Source organism: Pontivivens nitratireducens (genome assembly GCF_014235845.1).
Classification (GTDB): domain Bacteria; phylum Pseudomonadota; class Alphaproteobacteria; order Rhodobacterales; family Rhodobacteraceae; genus Pontivivens; species Pontivivens nitratireducens.
The window spans coordinates 459068-475060 of record NZ_JACJUQ010000001.1; the positions used below are offsets into that span (position 1 = coordinate 459068).

At 62.7% G+C, this 15993-nt stretch carries 15 protein-coding genes; 10 read left to right on the forward strand and 5 right to left on the reverse strand.

Features of this window, described 5'->3' with window-relative positions:
* Window positions 1-25 precede the first annotated feature (25 nt).
* The 4 genes from H1S03_RS02495 (at window position 26) to H1S03_RS02510 (ending at window position 6372) form a co-directional block, all read left to right on the forward strand.
* Window positions 26-3064, forward strand: a complete 3039-nt coding sequence (locus tag H1S03_RS02495; protein WP_185802989.1) for a valine--tRNA ligase — start codon at window positions 26-28, stop codon at window positions 3062-3064.
* Entirely contained in the window at window positions 3061-3615 is a 555-nt protein-coding gene (locus tag H1S03_RS02500) for a hypothetical protein (protein WP_185802990.1), read from the forward strand. Before H1S03_RS02495 ends, H1S03_RS02500 begins: the two co-directional genes overlap by 4 nt.
* A complete protein-coding gene (locus tag H1S03_RS02505) occupies window positions 3612-4703 on the forward strand; it encodes a pyridoxal phosphate-dependent aminotransferase (RefSeq protein WP_185802991.1) in 1092 nt (363 codons plus the stop codon). Before H1S03_RS02500 ends, H1S03_RS02505 begins: the two co-directional genes overlap by 4 nt.
* A gap of 451 nt (window positions 4704-5154) precedes the next feature.
* Window positions 5155-6372 (forward strand): argininosuccinate synthase, encoded by a 1218-nt coding sequence (locus H1S03_RS02510; RefSeq protein WP_185802992.1) that lies wholly within the window; start codon window positions 5155-5157, stop codon window positions 6370-6372.
* A gap of 18 nt (window positions 6373-6390) precedes the next feature.
* Here H1S03_RS02510 and H1S03_RS02515 read toward each other — a convergent pair whose 3' ends face one another.
* Both H1S03_RS02515 and H1S03_RS02520 read right to left on the reverse strand, forming a co-directional pair.
* A complete protein-coding gene (locus tag H1S03_RS02515) occupies window positions 6391-8148 on the reverse strand; it encodes a methyl-accepting chemotaxis protein (RefSeq protein ID WP_185802993.1) in 1758 nt (585 codons plus the stop codon).
* On the reverse strand, window positions 8145-8330 hold the full coding sequence (locus H1S03_RS02520; protein ID WP_185802994.1) for a hypothetical protein: 186 nt from the start codon (window positions 8328-8330) through the stop codon (window positions 8145-8147). Before H1S03_RS02520 ends, H1S03_RS02515 begins: the two co-directional genes overlap by 4 nt.
* Before the next feature lie 241 nt (window positions 8331-8571).
* Between H1S03_RS02520 and msrA the strand changes: the two genes are divergently transcribed.
* Entirely contained in the window at window positions 8572-9165 is a 594-nt protein-coding gene (gene msrA / locus H1S03_RS02525; RefSeq protein ID WP_185802995.1) for a peptide-methionine (S)-S-oxide reductase MsrA, read from the forward strand.
* Here msrA and H1S03_RS02530 read toward each other — a convergent pair.
* Window positions 9158-9724: a tRNA-specific adenosine deaminase gene (locus tag H1S03_RS02530; protein ID WP_185802996.1), complete on the reverse strand. Its 567-nt coding sequence runs from the start codon at window positions 9722-9724 to the stop codon at window positions 9158-9160. The two genes, msrA and H1S03_RS02530, sit on opposite strands and share 8 nt — an antisense overlap.
* Before the next feature lie 55 nt (window positions 9725-9779).
* Window positions 9780-10997 carry a chromate efflux transporter gene (gene chrA, locus H1S03_RS02535; protein WP_185802997.1) on the reverse strand — a complete coding sequence of 406 codons (1218 nt, stop codon included), beginning with the start codon at window positions 10995-10997 and terminating at the stop codon, window positions 9780-9782.
* A gap of 251 nt (window positions 10998-11248) precedes the next feature.
* On the opposite strand from chrA, the gene H1S03_RS02540 reads away from it, so the two are divergent.
* Window positions 11249-11869, forward strand: a complete 621-nt coding sequence (locus H1S03_RS02540; RefSeq protein WP_185802998.1) for a VOC family protein — start codon at window positions 11249-11251, stop codon at window positions 11867-11869.
* Here the strand turns inward: H1S03_RS02540 and H1S03_RS02545 are convergent.
* On the reverse strand, window positions 11866-12150 hold the full coding sequence (locus H1S03_RS02545) for a YggT family protein (RefSeq protein ID WP_185802999.1): 285 nt from the start codon (window positions 12148-12150) through the stop codon (window positions 11866-11868). The two genes, H1S03_RS02540 and H1S03_RS02545, sit on opposite strands and share 4 nt — an antisense overlap.
* A gap of 131 nt (window positions 12151-12281) precedes the next feature.
* Here H1S03_RS02545 and H1S03_RS02550 point away from each other — a divergent pair, with 131 nt between their 5' ends.
* From H1S03_RS02550 to H1S03_RS02565, 4 genes are all read left to right on the forward strand, one after another.
* Window positions 12282-12812: an acyl-CoA thioesterase gene (locus tag H1S03_RS02550; protein WP_185803000.1), complete on the forward strand. Its 531-nt coding sequence runs from the start codon at window positions 12282-12284 to the stop codon at window positions 12810-12812.
* Between the two features lie 66 nt (window positions 12813-12878).
* A complete protein-coding gene (locus tag H1S03_RS02555) occupies window positions 12879-14219 on the forward strand; it encodes an MFS transporter (RefSeq protein WP_347339197.1) in 1341 nt (446 codons plus the stop codon).
* Complete coding sequence (mepA, locus tag H1S03_RS02560; protein ID WP_185803001.1) at window positions 14212-15072, forward strand: penicillin-insensitive murein endopeptidase; 861 nt, start codon at window positions 14212-14214, stop codon at window positions 15070-15072. Before H1S03_RS02555 ends, mepA begins: the two co-directional genes overlap by 8 nt.
* Complete coding sequence (locus H1S03_RS02565; RefSeq protein WP_221892560.1) at window positions 15072-15980, forward strand: esterase-like activity of phytase family protein; 909 nt, start codon at window positions 15072-15074, stop codon at window positions 15978-15980. Before mepA ends, H1S03_RS02565 begins: the two co-directional genes overlap by 1 nt.
* Window positions 15981-15993: the final 13 nt, after the last annotated feature.

The window sequence follows — 15993 nt, forward strand, 5'->3', positions numbered from 1 at the left end:
CGATACCGGATGAGGGATAGCAGACATGGCGATGGACAAGAATTTCGATGCAACCACCAGCGAGGCCGCGATTGCGACCGCGTGGGAACAGGCCGGGGCCTTCCGGGCAGGGGCCAACGCCAAGCCCGGCGCGGATCCGTTCTGCATCATGATCCCGCCGCCGAACGTCACCGGCTCACTGCATATGGGTCATGCGTTCAACAACACATTGCAGGACATTCTGGTCCGCTGGCACCGGATGCGCGGCTTCGACACGCTGTGGCAGCCGGGACAGGACCATGCCGGAATCGCCACGCAGATGGTGGTCGAACGCCAATTGGCTGCGCGGGGGGAGCCGGGCCGCCGCGAACTGGGCCGTGAGAAATTCCTCGACAAGGTCTGGGAGTGGAAGGAAGAATCCGGCGGCACCATCATCGAACAGCTCAAGCGGTTGGGCGCCTCCTGCGACTGGGATCGCAACGCCTTCACCATGTCCGGCACCTTTCCCGATGCGGTCATCAAGACCTTCGTCGAGATGTACGAGGCCGGTCTGATCTATCGCGGCAAGCGGCTGGTGAACTGGGACCCGAAATTCGAGACGGCGATCTCGGATCTGGAGGTCGAGAACCGCGACGAGCCGGGCCACATGTGGCACTTCAAATACCCGCTGGCAGGCGGTGAGACCTATGAATACGTTGAGAGGGACGAGGACGGCACTGTCACCCTGCGCGAAACGCGCGACTATATCGCCATCGCGACGACCCGGCCCGAAACCATGCTGGGCGACGGCGCGGTGGCGGTGCACCCCGATGATGCGCGCTATGCCCCCATCGTCGGCAAGCGCTGCGAAATCCCCGTCGGGCCGAAGGAAACGCGCCGCCTGATCCCGATCATCACCGATGAATATCCCGACATGGCCTTCGGCTCCGGCGCGGTGAAGATCACAGGCGCCCATGATTTCAACGACTATCAGGTGGCCAAGCGTGGCGGCATCCCGCTTTACCGTCTGATGAACACGGTCGCGGCGATGCGCGACGACGGCTTGTCCTATGCGGACAGTGCGGCGAAAGCGCAGGCGATCCTGGATGGTGCGGAGTTCAGCGAGGCCGAGGTCGATCAGATCAACCTCGTTCCCGACGAATATCGCGGTCTGGACCGGTTCGAGGCCCGCACGAAGATCGTCGAGGCCATCACGTCCGAGGGGCTGGCCGTGATGATCCCGAACCCGGAGGCCGCGAAGGACACTACCGATGCAGAAAACGGCGAGGCGGTCCCGGATCAGGTCCGGGACGTGCCCAGCCACATTCCCCTCGTCGAGAACAAGTCGATCATGAAGCCCTATGGCGACCGCTCCGGCGTGGTGATCGAACCGATGCTGACCGACCAGTGGTTCGTGGACGCCGCCAAGCTGGCCGGTCCCGCGATGGAGGCCGTCCGATCCGGTGAGACGCAGATCCTGCCGGAGCGTGACGCGAAGGTCTATTTTCACTGGATGGAAAATATCGAACCGTGGTGCATCTCCCGCCAGTTGTGGTGGGGACATCAGGTGCCGGTGTGGTATGGGCCGACGAAAGAGTGGGTTGATGCAGGAGGACCCGAGTCAGGTATGGAGCCGGGTGAAAGGAGGTTCTGTGCCGGAAGCGAAGAAGGTGCTATCGAGCTAGCGCAGCAGTACTATGGCCCCGAAGTTGAGATCGAAGTCTCCGATTTGGGCTATCGGCACGATCGTGGATTCAGCTGGATAGGTCGCAGCAATAATATTCTGCGACTCAGTATTCGCCGCGACCCAGATGTCCTCGACACATGGTTCTCCTCTGGCCTCTGGCCGATGGGCACGCTCGGCTGGCCCGATCAGACGCCAGAGTTGGAGAAGTATTACCCGACCTCCGTCCTCGTCACCGGGTTCGATATCATCTTCTTCTGGGTTGCCCGGATGATGATGATGCAAAAGCAGATGGACCCGCAATCGCGCGCGCCGTTCCATACCGTCTATGTCCATGCTCTCGTCCGGGACGAGAAGGGGCAGAAGATGTCGAAGTCGAAGGGCAACGTCCTCGACCCGCTGGACCTGATCGACCAGTACGGCGCGGATGCGGTGCGCTTTACCCTGTCCTCAATGGCGGCAATGGGGCGCGATCTGAAGCTGTCCACCCAGAGGATCGAGGGCTATCGCAACTTCGGCACGAAGCTGTGGAACGCCGCCCGCTTTGCCGAAATGAACGATGCGACACCGGCCAGCTATGCCGGCGGCCAGCCCGATCCGCGCGCCAAGGTGAACCGCTGGATCATGGCCGAAACCGCCCGTGCCAAGGCCGATGTGGACGCAGCGCTCGCCGCCTATCGCTTCAACGATGCGTCCAGCACGCTCTACGCTTTTGTCTGGGGGACGGTCTGCGACTGGTATGTCGAGTTCGCCAAACCCTTGTTCGCCAGCGATCAGGCGGAGGAGACGCGCGCGACAATGGCGTGGGTCATCGACCAATGCTTGATCCTGCTGCACCCCTTCATGCCCTTCATCACCGAGGAGTTGTGGAAGGGAACGGCGGAGCGGCCCGAAATGCTCGTCACCACCGACTGGCCGGACTATGGCGACCTCAGCGATGCAGATGCCGAGGCGGAGATCGGCTGGATCCGCGCGATGATCGAGGAAATCCGCTCCGTCCGCTCGGAAATGAACGTGCCGGGCAGCGCGAAGACGGGCCTCGTCCTGGTCGCGGCAGACGATCAAACCCGTCAGCGGTTCGAGGATAACCGCGCGCTGGTCGAACGTCTGGCGCGGGTCGAGAACGTGACCTATGCCGATACCGTGCCCGAGGGGGCGGTAACACTGGGCCTCGCCGGGGCGACGATCTGCCTGCCGCTGGCCGGGCTGGTCGATGTGAAGGCCGAGGAGGCCCGCCTGGACAAGGCGCTGGCCAAGCTGGCCAAGGAAATCGGCGGCTTGAACGGCAAGCTGCGCAACGAGAAATTCCTCGCCAAAGCGCCAGAGGACATCGTTGCCGAACAACGCGACAGACTGGCCGCAGCCGAGGCCGAGGCCGACAAGCTGCGCGCTGCACAAATCAGGGTGAGGGCACTGGCATGAACCAACACGACGACGTTCAGTACGGACGCTATTTCATTCGCGTCTCCTCCATTTCCGATCTGGTCCGGGCCACCGCTTTCATCGACGGGGACGACGCGCCCGTCGCCCAGGCCGAGGACGACACGGCGGATGCTGCCGTCGATACGCTGTGCGAAATGCTCGACCGCCGCGATGGCGATCGGGAGGCCGCGCGGCGCAGGATCGGCAAGTTCGCCGTACCCACATCCAAGGAATATGGCGAGGCCTGGGCCACCCTGGACCTTGCGCCGAAGCTGCACGCCATGGCGCTGGCCCATGCGGCAGCAGGCGATGCGGGGCTGACCGTGGCCGAACTGGCCGCCGCCGCCGGATACCCCACGCCCGCCGGTGTGAACCTGCAATACGGGATGATGGCGCGCGAAATCGCGGATGCGCTGGACATGGACCTGCCGAAGAAGCCTGCCTACAAGGGCGCCGATGCCGCGCTCGGCCTGATCGGCTGGCCCGGTGAACCGCGTGACGATGCGCTCGTCTGGGTCATGCATCCGGAATTGCGCAAGGTCGTGTCATGAGCGGTCCCCGGTTCACGGCGCTGGCCGCCTCGCTTCCCTCGACCGTGCCGTTCGTGGGGCCTGAAACGCAGGAGCGCGCTCGTGGTGCGGCCTTCGCGGCCAGATTGGGGGCAAACGAGAGCGGCTTCGGCCCGTCGCCCCGCGCCATTGCCGCGATGGCTGATGCCGCGGCGGACAGCTGGAAATACGGCGACCCCGAGAATTACGACCTTCGCACGGCTCTTGCAGAGCATTTGGGCGTGGACATGAACACCATCGTGGTGGGCGAGGGGATTGACGGTCTGCTGGGCTATCTGGTGCGGCTGCTGGTCGGACAGGACGATGCCGTGGTCACCTCGCTGGGGGCCTATCCGACATTCAATTACCACGTGACGGGTTATGGCGGTACTTTGCACATGGTGCCATATCGCGACGACCATGAAGACCCCGAGGCCCTGTTGGCCAAGGCGCGCGAGGTGGACGCCAAGCTCCTCTATCTGGCCAACCCCGACAATCCCATGGGAACATGGCACGATGCGGCGACGGTGCAGCGCCTGATCGACGGTTTGCCGGACGGATGTGTGCTGTGCCTCGACGAGGCATATGGAGAGTTCGCGCCGGATGGCACGCTGCCCCCGCTCGACACCTCGAATGCCTGCGTGATCCGCATGCGGACATTTTCCAAGGCCTATGGCATGGCGGGGGCCCGCATCGGCTATGCGATCACGCACCCGGATCTGGCGGCCGCCTTTGCGAAGGTGCGCAACCATTTTGGCGTAAGCCGGATCGCGCAGGCGGGCGCACTTGCCGCTCTGCAGGATCAGGATTGGCTGCAAAGCGTGCTGACCAGAACCGCCGCCGCACGCGATGACCTGTCCGACATGGCGCGGCAGGCCGGTTTCGCGCCGCTGCCCTCCGCCACGAATTTCGTGGCCATCGGCTGCGGTGAAGGGGTGGATCGTGCCAAAGCGATTCTCGATTCGCTGTCACAGGCCGGATGCTTCGTTCGGATGCCTTTCGTCAGCCCTCAGAATCGGTGCATCCGTGTATCAGTCGGAAAAGAACGAGAACTTAATCTGCTAAGAGTTGAACTCCTTAAGCAAAAATAAACCTGAGCATGAATCTAGGCGCAATCACTCGCCTCTCTAAAGACCTCGTTAACCATTGCGAGGCAGCTTGGGTGCATTAAGACTTTCTAACGAACTGACTTTGAAATCGAAGCACATATTTTTTAAATTTTCAATGCATTAGGAGCGTCCCCAATGGGGGCGCTCCGTTTTGCATATCCATGGTGCGGCGGATTTTCCGGCTGGCTTTCCCTGGTTCGCATTTCGTGTGGCATCGCAAAACCTCCTCACAACACGCAATTTCAGGTTGTATCACCTCCCGCGGCAATCGAGGCGTCACCGGCACTTGCCACATTGAGGACATTCTCATGTGGGCGCAGGCATGCGGTGAAACCGCAGTGGTGCCGGACAAGGATCTGCGGGTCGCTTGAACAGCCCCGCCCGATCGGATAGGCGAAGCCGTAACTGTTTGCCCCCGTGTGAGGAGATCGCAATGAGCGCACCCAAGAAGGTAGTCCTGGCCTATTCAGGCGGGCTGGACACATCCATCATCCTCAAGTGGCTTCAGACGGAATACGGCTGTGAAGTCGTGACCTTCACCGCCGATCTGGGGCAGGGCGAGGAACTGGAGCCAGCCCGCAAGAAGGCGGAACTGCTGGGGATCGCGCCAGAGAACATCTTCATCGAAGACGTGCGTGAGGAATTCGTGCGGGACTTCGTGTTCCCGATGTTCCGCGCCAATGCGGTGTATGAGGGGTTGTACCTGCTGGGTACGTCCATCGCCCGTCCCCTGATTTCCAAGCGTCTGGTTGAGATTGCCGCTGAAACCGGAGCGGATGCCGTCGCCCACGGCGCGACCGGCAAGGGCAACGATCAGGTGCGCTTCGAACTCAGCGCCTATGCCCTGAACCCCGATATCAAGGTCATAGCGCCCTGGCGTGAATGGGATCTGACATCGCGCACAAGGTTGCTGGAATTTGCCGAGGCGAACCAGATCCCGATTGCAAAGGACAAGCGCGGTGAGGCGCCGTTCTCCGTCGATGCGAACCTGCTGCACACCTCGTCTGAGGGCAAAGTGCTCGAAGATCCGGCGATCGAGGCACCCGATTATGTCTACCAGCGGACAGTCAGCCCCGAGAACGCCCCCGATACAGCCGAACATGTCGAGATCACCTTTGCCAAGGGCGATGCCGTTGCGATCAACGGGGAGGAGATGAGCCCCGCGACAATCCTGACCAAGCTGAACGAACTGGGCGGCAAGCACGGTTGCGGTCGGCTCGATCTGGTCGAGGGCCGCTATGTCGGCATGAAGTCGCGCGGTATCTACGAAACGCCGGGCGGCACCTTGCTGCTCGAAGCACATCGGGGCATCGAATCCATCACTCTGGACCGCGGTGCGGCGCACCTGAAGGATGAGTTGATGCCGCGCTATGCCGAACTGATCTACAACGGATACTGGTTCAGCCCGGAGCGTGAGATGCTTCAGGCCGCGATTGACCACAGCCAGGCGCGTGTGAATGGTACGGTGCGGCTCAAGCTGTACAGGGGCAGCGCGCAATGTGTCGGACGCTGGTCCGAGGACAGCCTGTATTCGGAACAGCACGTCACGTTCGAGGAAGATGCCGGTGCCTATGATCAGAAGGACGCCGCCGGTTTCATCAAGATCAACGCGCTTCGGCTGAAATTGCTGGCAGCCCGCGATCGCAAGTGAGCGATCGGGGCGTATCGCTCAAAGCTCGGACCAATCCTCCTCATAGGCCAGCGCAGTGTTGCCTGTGCTAAGGGGCGGGATTGTGTCCGCCGCCGGTTCGGGGGTTTCCTCTTCGATCATCCGCTCGATGCTGAAACTGCGCAGGTTGCGTTCCACCAGCCCGATCTGGTCTGCGAGCTCTCCCATGGATCGGGTTGTTCGCTCCGCAATATTGGCGGTTGACTGAACGCTGCTCTCCATGGCGGTGATCGCGGCGTCGATTTCGCGCAAGCCTATGGTCTGTTCCTCAGCCGTGCGGGTGACCTGGGCGACCTGAGTTGCGACATTGCGTGTCTGCTCGGTTATCTCGGACAGCATCCCGCCGGCGCGTTCGACCATCTCGACCCCGCTTTGCATGTTGCCGTTCGAATCCTCGATAAGGGCGGAGATGTCGTTGGCGGCGTCTGCGCTGCGCTTGGCCAGACGGCGGACCTCGGTCGCGACGACGGCGAATCCGCGACCGGCTTCGCCAGCGCGGGCGGCCTCGACCGCCGCGTTGAGCGCCAGAAGGTTCGTCTGGAAGGAAATCGCTTCGATCACCCCGAGAATTTCACGCATTTCACCGGAACCGCGCGCGATTTTGCCGACGGATGCGACGGCGGCGGCGGTCACGTCGGCGCCCTCACTCGCATGTTTCGACAGATGCGTCGCCATGGCACCCACATCGCGCAGCAGAGTTTGCCCGATTTCCAGCGATTCCGTGAATTGCTGCGTCGTGGCGGCGGTTTCCTCAATGGCGGCGGCCTGTTGAGAGGCGCGCTCGGACACGGTATCGGTATCGCATAGAACCTTGGTCACCGTCTCCCGCGTCATGCGTACCGCGCGGTCAGTCTCGCTCAGCACGGCCTCCAGCGCGCTGGTGGCCCCATTCGCGGCAATGCCAATATCCGCAAACCGGCCCAACCCGGCCGTATCCATACGATGCTGCAACCGTCCGTCGGCCAGGGCACGGAAGTGCTGCTCCACCTGATCGACACTGAATTCGACGGAGGTGAACAGATGGTTGAGCTTCGCCGCGATGCGGGAGAAGACCTCCTCCTCGAAATCTTCGGACAGTCGTGCGGAAAAATCGCCTGCCGCGCCCTGAGAAATCAGATCTGCGAACGCCTTGTCGAACTGCTCTATTGTTCTTCGACGCTCACTGTTGGCACGGTCGGTAACTTCTGTCAGCTGCACCTGGGTTTCACGGGCGACCTCCGCGTCACGCTCCGCCTGCACACGTGCGATATTGCGAAGATCGGTCAGGCGTTTGCGCCATCCGTGGGCCAGAACGAGCGCGATGCATTCCATCACGACAAACAGACCGTGTAGAAAAACCCGCCCGTAGCTGCTGCCGTCGGGATAAACCAGTGCAGGCAGGTAGTAGTTCAGAAACAAATGGTGCAGCGCCACCGCAGCCCCGGTGGCGATGATCGCCGGGCGGCTGTCGAGCGTTCCGACGATGGCCAGTATGACAAAGAAATACATATGCAGATCGCCCTGCATCGTGTGTCCCTGAAGCAGGGCGAGCAAAATCATCGCTTGCCCGACCAGACCCAGCGCAACCGAGCTGGGCGCGCCGTATTCCCGACGTATGGCCAGTATCATCGCCGGAATTGACAGAGCGGCGGATAACCCCATGACCAGCAGCATGGGCATGTTCATGATGTACGCAATCAGACCGATGAAAGGAATATGGAGGATGGAGAAGGCAGCAGTTACCTGTACGACGCCACTCCGGGTTGCAAATCTTTTCATGCGTTCGCTCCACATAGGACGGCAAGAGTTTCGAGATTGAGCAGAACGAACGCGCCCTGATCATGCAGGCTTTGCGCGGAGCCAGTAACGATATGCGTGCCCAGCGGCCCCTGCAGGCCCGCCCAGTGCGCCCCCGCCCGTTCAGCGACGGATTGCACGTCCTCACGCGACCAGATCAGCATGGCACCCACGTGACTGCTGAGGGAACCAGGCTGAACAGCAGGAGGCCGATCAGCGCCATTCCCTGCATGACGATGGCAAACACTGGCATATGATGACCTTTCTCGATTTCAGCTTTGATGCACGCAAAGGTTTAAGACTTTGTTGCCACGCTCACGTTGTCATCACGACTGCGTAGGATCGCTTGCCCGGAGGCGGGATTGGCATCAATTCACAGCAACACCCCCGCATCAGGAGTTGAACATGATCCGACTTTCCCTCGCCGCAGCCGCTCTGCTGACCCTCACCGGCCCCGCCATGGCCCAGGACCGGCAGGAGGCCGTGTTCGCCGGGGGGTGTTTCTGGTGCGTGGAGAGCGATTTCGACAAGCTGGACGGTGTGTTGGAGACGACATCAGGTTTCGCGGGCGGCACGGTGGAAAACCCCAGCTACCGTGAGGTCACGGCAGGTGGAACGGGCCATCGGGAGGTGGTCCAAATCGTCTACGATGCGGATATCGTGGATTACGCGACCTTGACCGAATACCTGCTGCGCACGGTGGACGTGCTCGACGACGGGGGGCAGTTCTGTGACCGTGGATACGGCTACACCACTGGTATCTATGCGCAAAATGAGGATCAGCTTGAAATCGCCCGACAGGTTTCCGCCACCTTGTCAGAGGAACTGGGCCAGCAGATCGTGACGGAAATCGTGGATGGCGGAACGTTCTATCCGGCTGAGGATTATCATCAGGATTATTACGAAAAGAACCCTCTGCGCTATCGGTTCTACCGCGCGCGCTGCGGCCGCGATGCGCGGGTCGAGCAGGTCTGGGGGGAGCATGCCGCGTTCAATTGAGCGGAATTGAATTGCCCGATTTCGTTTTCTGATAGGCATCGGATAAATCGGCATAGGCGGCTGAAATCCTGTCCGCCTGTGCCGTCAGTTTTGGTGAGCCGTTGAGCATTGGCCTGATCGCGCTGGCCTTGAAAAAAGCATTGTCGCGGCGGTACTCACCTGCATCCAGCCCGTATAATTCCTTCATGATCTTAAGGTCGTGCGGAATGCCGAATCCGTCCCGGCTGTCCTCGTGACTGAAGAAATAGGCATAATTGTCGAAGCCCGCCCAGGTGATTGCGGACATGCACATGGTGCAGGGTTCGTGGGTGGACAGAAAGATCAGTTCGTCTGTCGGGGGCGTATCGGGCAGCTCATAGAACTGTTTGAGCGTGTGAACCTCCCCATGCCAGAGCGGGTTTTCCGTCTCGGCATTGGTTCCGGCCAGAACCAGCGACAGGTCAGATTTGCGCAGGATGGCCGCGCCGAACACCTTGTCCCCGCGCGCGACGCCCTTACGCGTTAACGGCAATATATCGTGTTCGATCACGTCGAGCAGGCGGGCGGGCAGGTCAGTCATCAATCTCTCCTGTTTCGGGCAGGATGTCGGATCATCGCTGGTAAGGAAAGCCTGCTCAGATCACCCCCGCCAGATGCAACAGCAATCCGACCAGTGCCCCTGTTCCAATCAGCATGGGCACGGATGGTTTCAACCTCCAGGCGATTCCCGCGAATATGACCAGCAGTGCCAGCTTGATCCAGTCGGGTCCGTGCGCGGGATTGGGCCATAGCGCCGCCCGCCCCAGATAGAGCGCGAGGTTCGCCACCACTCCGACCACGGCGGCGGAAACACCGGCCAGCGCCTGCCGGATCCAGCGCCGCCGCTGGATGCTCTCGACATGCGGTGCCGCGGCGAGGATCAGCATGAAGCTGGGCGCGAATGTATAAAAACAGGCCAGACAGGCGGTTACTACACCCGAGGTTCCGGCGGAATGACCGGCGAAATACCCGGCATAGACGTTGACCAGTATCAGCGGGCCGGGTGTCGCCTCCGCAATGGCCAGCCCGTTGAGCATCTGTTCCGGGGTCAGCCAGCCATGTACCTCCACCGCTTGCTCCGCCACATAGGGCAGCAGGGCGTAGGCGCCGCCGAAACTGACAAACGCGGCGGAGAGGAACAGCTCCGCCACACCGTCGAAGGGCGTCGTACCCAGCGTGAAGCGTACGATGCCATAGACCATCGCCACGCCGAGGACCGAGACCGCGATCAACCGCCCGGTGGCTGCCCGGGCGGGTGCGGTCGGGGGAATATCCGGTTGCGGAACAGGCGGCAGGACGAATCCGATGAGCGCCGCCAGCAGCACCACCAGTGGAAAGCTCAGCCCGAAACCCGACAGCGCTACGAAGGCCGCGATCGCCAGTGCCCAAGACCTCGCACCCTGCAGGGACCGGCCCGACAGTGCCACCATAGCCCGTGCGACGATGACCAGAACCGCCGGTTGGATGCCGTAGAAGATCGCGGCGACCGGGCCGCTGTCAGCTTGCGTTGCCGCGATCCATGCCAGCACGATCATCAAGGCCGTACCGGGCAGGATAAAGGCCAGACCGGCCGCGATCCCCCCCCACAGGCCATGCACCCGCCAGCCCAGCCACGTGGCGAGCTGCTGCGCCTCCGGCCCCGGCAGCAACATCGCGACGTTCAGGCCGCGCTGAAAGGCAGGTGCCGCCACCCAGCCGCGCCGCGTCACCAGTTCCTCATGCATCAGAGCGATCTGCCCCGCAGGCCCGCCAAAGGACAGCAGCCCGATGCGCAGATAGACAGGCAAGGCGTGTGACAGCGGGACGTGCGTCATGTGATCCCCTCAGGCTTCGCGCCACCAAGTGACGCCGCGCCCCCACGTGCAGCGGGCCTTCTGAATGACGCTGGGTGCAGTCGGTATCCGATCATGTCTTACGCTCCCATTGCGTAGGGCCGTGCGACGCCCAGACCTGAAATCCAGTCGGCAGAGAATGGCCGGCAGAGGATGAAAGATCGCCATGTCCCGCGCGAGGATGATATGCAAATGTCATCGCCATATGAAGCCATGATGACACGAGGCGAATGATGCAGATCGACCACCTTGTTTTCGCCGCCGACGATCTGGAAACGGGGCGGGCGTGGATGGAACGGACGCTCGGCGTTGCGCCGGGCGGGGCGGGCGTGCATCCGCTTATGGGGACGCACAACGCGCTGTGGTCTCTGGGTGGGTGCTATCTCGAAGTGATCGCGGTGGATCCGAAGGCCGTGGTGACGCGCCCGCGCTGGTTCGGACTGGACGATCCGCGGGTGCGTGCCTCCTTGCGGCAAGGTCCGCGCTTGCTGACTTGGGTCGCACGGGTGGACGATCTGACGCGAGCGCTTGGCGCGACGGCGCTGCCGCTGGGTGAGGGCGTGCGTGTCAGCCGCACCGGCCTGCACTGGGATCTGAGCATTCGCCCCGACGGCGCGTTGGTCGAACAGGGGCGCGCCCCGACCCTTATCGAATGGCCCGCAGATGTCACCACCCCGGAACGAAGCCTGCCGGACAGCGGGATCACACTTGAACGCCTGACAATCGCGGGCGCATCGCAGGAGGTGCAAACACTGGTTCGCGACATCGAGGCCGTTCACTGCGTAGCGTCGGCATCCAGCGCACTAAGTGCGACCCTCACCACGCCACGCGGGCCGATCAGCCTGACATCCTAGATCGTGTAGAGGTTGTTGGTGATGATGATCCGCAGCGCGTAGAGGATAAAGAACACCACCAGCGGCGCGAAATCCAGACCGCCCATTGCCGGCAGGAAACCGCGGATACGGCTGTAAACCGGTTCGAGCAGCCGGTTCAGGCCCGACCACAGTTGATAGACGAAGGGCTGCTGCAAGTTCACCACATTGAAGGAGATCAGCCAGCTCATGATCACATGCGCGAGCACGATCCAGAACGCGATCTGAATGGCGTAGAGCAGGATCATCAGAAGGGAGGTCATCGGCAGGGCCTTTCGTGGGGGTGCGGCTTTGAACTATACTGCGCACGAGCATCTGGATCGGGTTCGACAAGAGGTAGTCGCCACGGCGATTTCCTGCAAGAGTGCCTGCCGCAGTTGTCGAAGGAGGACCCATGTATCCGTTCGCAAGACTAGCATGGCACATGCTGTTGTCGAACCGTCAGCCGGACCTGTCCGCAGGTGGCTTGCACGAATCCCGTCATATCTGCTGGCCCTGGGATGTCGATGTGTTCGGAGAGATGAACAACGGGCGTATCCTGACGATCTTCGATCTGGGGCGTATCCCGTGGGGGTTTCGCTGCGGCCTGGCCCGCGCCTTGCGCCGCCGTGGCTGGGGGCTGACCACCGCCGGGGCGAACGTGCAGTACCGCAAGCGCATCCTGCCGTTTCGACGCTATACCATGCTGTCGCGCGCGCTGGGCTATGACGAACGGTTCATTTATCTGCATCAGAGCATCTGGCGAAAGGACGAATGTCATGTCCATGTGGTGTACCGGATCGCCACCACCGGGGCGCGGCGTATGGTTCCGATAGCCGAAGTGCTGGAGGAAATGCGCGAACCCGACTGGAATCCACCTCTGCCCGAATGGGTCGAACGCTGGATCGAGGAAGAAGCCGAACGCCCCTGGCCGCCGGAAATCTGATTGCACGCTTGCCATGGCCGGACCGGCACTGTCCTATCGCATCGAGATTTGGCGGAGGGGTCATCAGTGGCGCAAGTCAGCAAACGCGGTGTACGGGCCTGGATGCTCGCCGATTGGGCGGGGCAGCCGTTTCATACATTGTGCATCACCTTCGTCTTTGCGCCGTATTTTGTGGAGTTCGGGCTGGGTGGCGGCGATCAGGCGCAGGCGACCTGGGGCTACATGACCGGCACCGCCGCGCTGATCGTCGCGGTGTTGGCCCCGATCCTGGGCGCGATGGCCGATGTGTCCGGCCCGCGCAAGCCGTGGATCGCCGGGCTGTCGGCCCTGCACGTTCTGGCCGTCGCCGCGCTGTGGCTGGGCGCTCCGGGGATGGACGATCCGACCATCGTTCTGCTGGCCTTCGCACTGGCGCTGATCACGACCGAACTGGCGTTCATCTTCCTCAACGCGATGCTGCCCGATCTGGGGTCGGAGAGTGAGATCGGTCGGATTTCCGGCTCTGCCTGGGCCATGGGCTATCTGGGGGGGCTGGTCTCGCTGATTCTGGTGCTGGGGTTGATGGCGAGCGATCCCGAGACCGGTCTGACGATGCTGGGCATCGCGCCGATCCTGGGCCTGGACCCCGCAATGGGGGAGGGCAGCCGCGCCGCCGGTCCCTTTTCCGCGATCTGGTACACGGTCTTCATCATTCCGCTGTTTCTGTTCACGCCCGATGTGAAGCGCAAGCCGGTGGCTGTCTCCGCCCGGCGGGGATTGCAGGAACTGGCCCGCATGATCGGGCAATTGCCCAAGCGCCCCTCGCTGATGACGTTCCTGCTGTCGTCGATGCTCTATCGCGATGCGCTGGCGGCGCTCTATGCCTTTGCCGGTATCTACGCGGCGGGCGTGCTGGGCATCGGGATCATCGAATTGGGCGCTTTCGGGATTCTGGCCAATGTGACAGGGGCGCTGGGCGCGTGGGTCGGCGGGCGGTTCGACAGCAGGCTGGGGCCAAAACCGGTCGTGGTGTTCTGCACCGCGTCGTTGGCGCTGTTTTCGTTGACCCTGACGCTGACCACGGCGACCAGCTTCGCGGGCGTCGACCTTGGGCCGGACAGCGGGGTGCCGACGCTTGTTTTCTTCGGTCTGGGTGCGCTCATCGGGGCTGCGGGGGGCGCGTTGCAGGCGTCCTCCCGGTCCCTGATGGTGCGTCAGGCATCCGATCCGGCGGTGATGACGCAGAGCTTCGGCCTCTACGGTCTGGCGGGCAAGGCCACGGCGTTTCTCGGCCTGTTCCTGATCGGCTTCGTTACCGACGTGACATCCTCGCAACGGTTGGGTGTCACGCCGGTGGTGGGCTTGTTCGTTCTGGGCCTCGTGTTGCTAATCTGGGTGCGTCCCAAAGGAGATATGTCCCGTGCTTAAACCTGTCCTGATTGCCATCGCCGCCCTGTTGGCGGTTCCCGCTTCGGCCCAGACCGAGGCCCGCCAACTGTTCGGCACAGCCGAGCAAGGCACGCCCGGTTCGCCCGAACCCTACGGCTCCTACGCGCGGGGCTGCGTTGCGGGGGCCGTGCAATTGCCCGAAACCGGCCCGACATGGCAGGCGATGCGCCTGAGCCGCAATCGCAACTGGGGCCACCCTGACATGATCAGCTTCATCTGGCGGTTGAGTCAGCGCGCCGTGAATGAGGCCGGGTGGAACGGAATTTATGTCGGTGACATCAGCCAGCCGCGCGGGGGGCCGATGCTTAGCGGTCATGCTTCGCACCAGATGGGGCTGGACGCCGATATCTGGATGCTGCCGCCATCCCGATTGGACCTGACCCGGCAGCAGCGTGAGGATCTCAGCTCGATCTCCGTCCGGACCGAGGATCAGCGCAGCGTCAACGCCAATTGGACACCCGGCCATCAGGCGGTTCTGCGTGCCGCGGCAACGGACCCGGCGGTGGCCCGCATCTTCGTGGCCGCCGCCGTCAAGCAGGAGATGTGCCGCACCGCCGGCCCGGACCGCGACTGGCTGCGCAAGATCCGGCCGTGGTGGGGGCACAATTATCACTTCCACGTGCGGCTTAATTGCCCGGCGGGGGCGAACTGGTGTGAAAATCAGGCTCCGATCCCGGCAGGTGACGGCTGTGACGAAACGCTGGCCTGGTGGACATCGGAGGAGGCGCTGAACCCACCGCCCGCCGCCCCCGGCACGCCTGCGCCCGAGCCGCGCCGCCAATTGACCATGGCCGACCTGCCGCAACAATGCAGCATGGTGATCGCGAATTGATGCGTATCGCCGCCCCCACCTTTGCGCTGTTCGCGGTTCTGGCCGGTGGCTGTGGCAGCGGTGTCGCAGGCTCGGTCACGGAACCGGCCCGCCGCAGCGCCCAGATCGAATGGAACGGGCAGGGGGCCGATTTCGGCGGCTTGTCGGGATTGCTGATGGCACCGGACGGCATGTCGCTGATCGCGGTCAGCGACAAGGGCCTGCTGATCGAGGCCGATCTGATCCGCCATGCCGACGGCCGCCTGACCGGAGTGCATGAAACGGCGCGGCACCGTCTGACCGCGCCCGACGCTACGGTGCTGTTCGACAAGGACGCGGACGCCGAATCCCTCGCCATGTTGGGCGCTGACCTGCTGATCTCGCTCGAACGGCGCAACGCAATCTGGCGCTATGATGCCATCGGTGCCGTGCCGATGGATGTCGCGGTGCCCGAAGGGATCGCGACGCTGCAAACCAATTCGGGGATCGAGGCGCTGACCACCACCCCGGAGGGCGCGATCCTGGCCATACCGGAACGGTCGGGCGCGCTGGAACGGCCCTTTCCCATCTACCGATTGCGCGATGGCGTCTGGGATACCGATCTGAGCATTCCGCGCGAGCCGCCTTTCCTGCCAACGGATGCGGATGTCGGGCCTGACGGGCGGCTCTACGTGTTGGAGCGGCACTTCACCGGGTTCAGCTTTCGCGTGCAGGTGCGCAGTTTCGCGATGGATCCCGCACCTATGGACGGGCAATTGAGCGACATGCGATACGACGTGCCCCCGGTCAGCGATCTGGACAATGCCGAAGGGCTGGACGTCTGGCGCGATGCGCAGGGGCAGCTGCGCCTGACGATGATTTCGGACGACAATTTCATGTTCCTGCAACGCACCCTGATCACGGAATACGTGCTGGTCCCCGGCGACTGATTGCGCGATCCGG

Coding starts and splice junctions, on each gene's coding strand:
- H1S03_RS02545 (WP_185802999.1), bottom strand. CDS start 12,150: ATGACCTCCCTTCTGATGATCCTGCTCTACGCCATTCAGATCGCGTTC.
- H1S03_RS02510 (WP_185802992.1), top strand. CDS start 5,155: ATGAGCGCACCCAAGAAGGTAGTCCTGGCCTATTCAGGCGGGCTGGAC.
- H1S03_RS02505 (WP_185802991.1), top strand. CDS start 3,612: ATGAGCGGTCCCCGGTTCACGGCGCTGGCCGCCTCGCTTCCCTCGACC.
- H1S03_RS02495 (WP_185802989.1), top strand. CDS start 26: ATGGCGATGGACAAGAATTTCGATGCAACCACCAGCGAGGCCGCGATT.
- H1S03_RS02520 (WP_185802994.1), bottom strand. CDS start 8,330: ATGCTGATCTGGTCGCGTGAGGACGTGCAATCCGTCGCTGAACGGGCG.
- H1S03_RS02515 (WP_185802993.1), bottom strand. CDS start 8,148: ATGAAAAGATTTGCAACCCGGAGTGGCGTCGTACAGGTAACTGCTGCC.
- msrA (WP_185802995.1), top strand. CDS start 8,572: ATGATCCGACTTTCCCTCGCCGCAGCCGCTCTGCTGACCCTCACCGGC.
- H1S03_RS02565 (WP_221892560.1), top strand. CDS start 15,072: ATGCGTATCGCCGCCCCCACCTTTGCGCTGTTCGCGGTTCTGGCCGGT.
- H1S03_RS02530 (WP_185802996.1), bottom strand. CDS start 9,724: ATGACTGACCTGCCCGCCCGCCTGCTCGACGTGATCGAACACGATATA.
- chrA (WP_185802997.1), bottom strand. CDS start 10,997: ATGACGCACGTCCCGCTGTCACACGCCTTGCCTGTCTATCTGCGCATC.
- H1S03_RS02500 (WP_185802990.1), top strand. CDS start 3,061: ATGAACCAACACGACGACGTTCAGTACGGACGCTATTTCATTCGCGTC.
- H1S03_RS02550 (WP_185803000.1), top strand. CDS start 12,282: ATGTATCCGTTCGCAAGACTAGCATGGCACATGCTGTTGTCGAACCGT.
- H1S03_RS02540 (WP_185802998.1), top strand. CDS start 11,249: ATGCAGATCGACCACCTTGTTTTCGCCGCCGACGATCTGGAAACGGGG.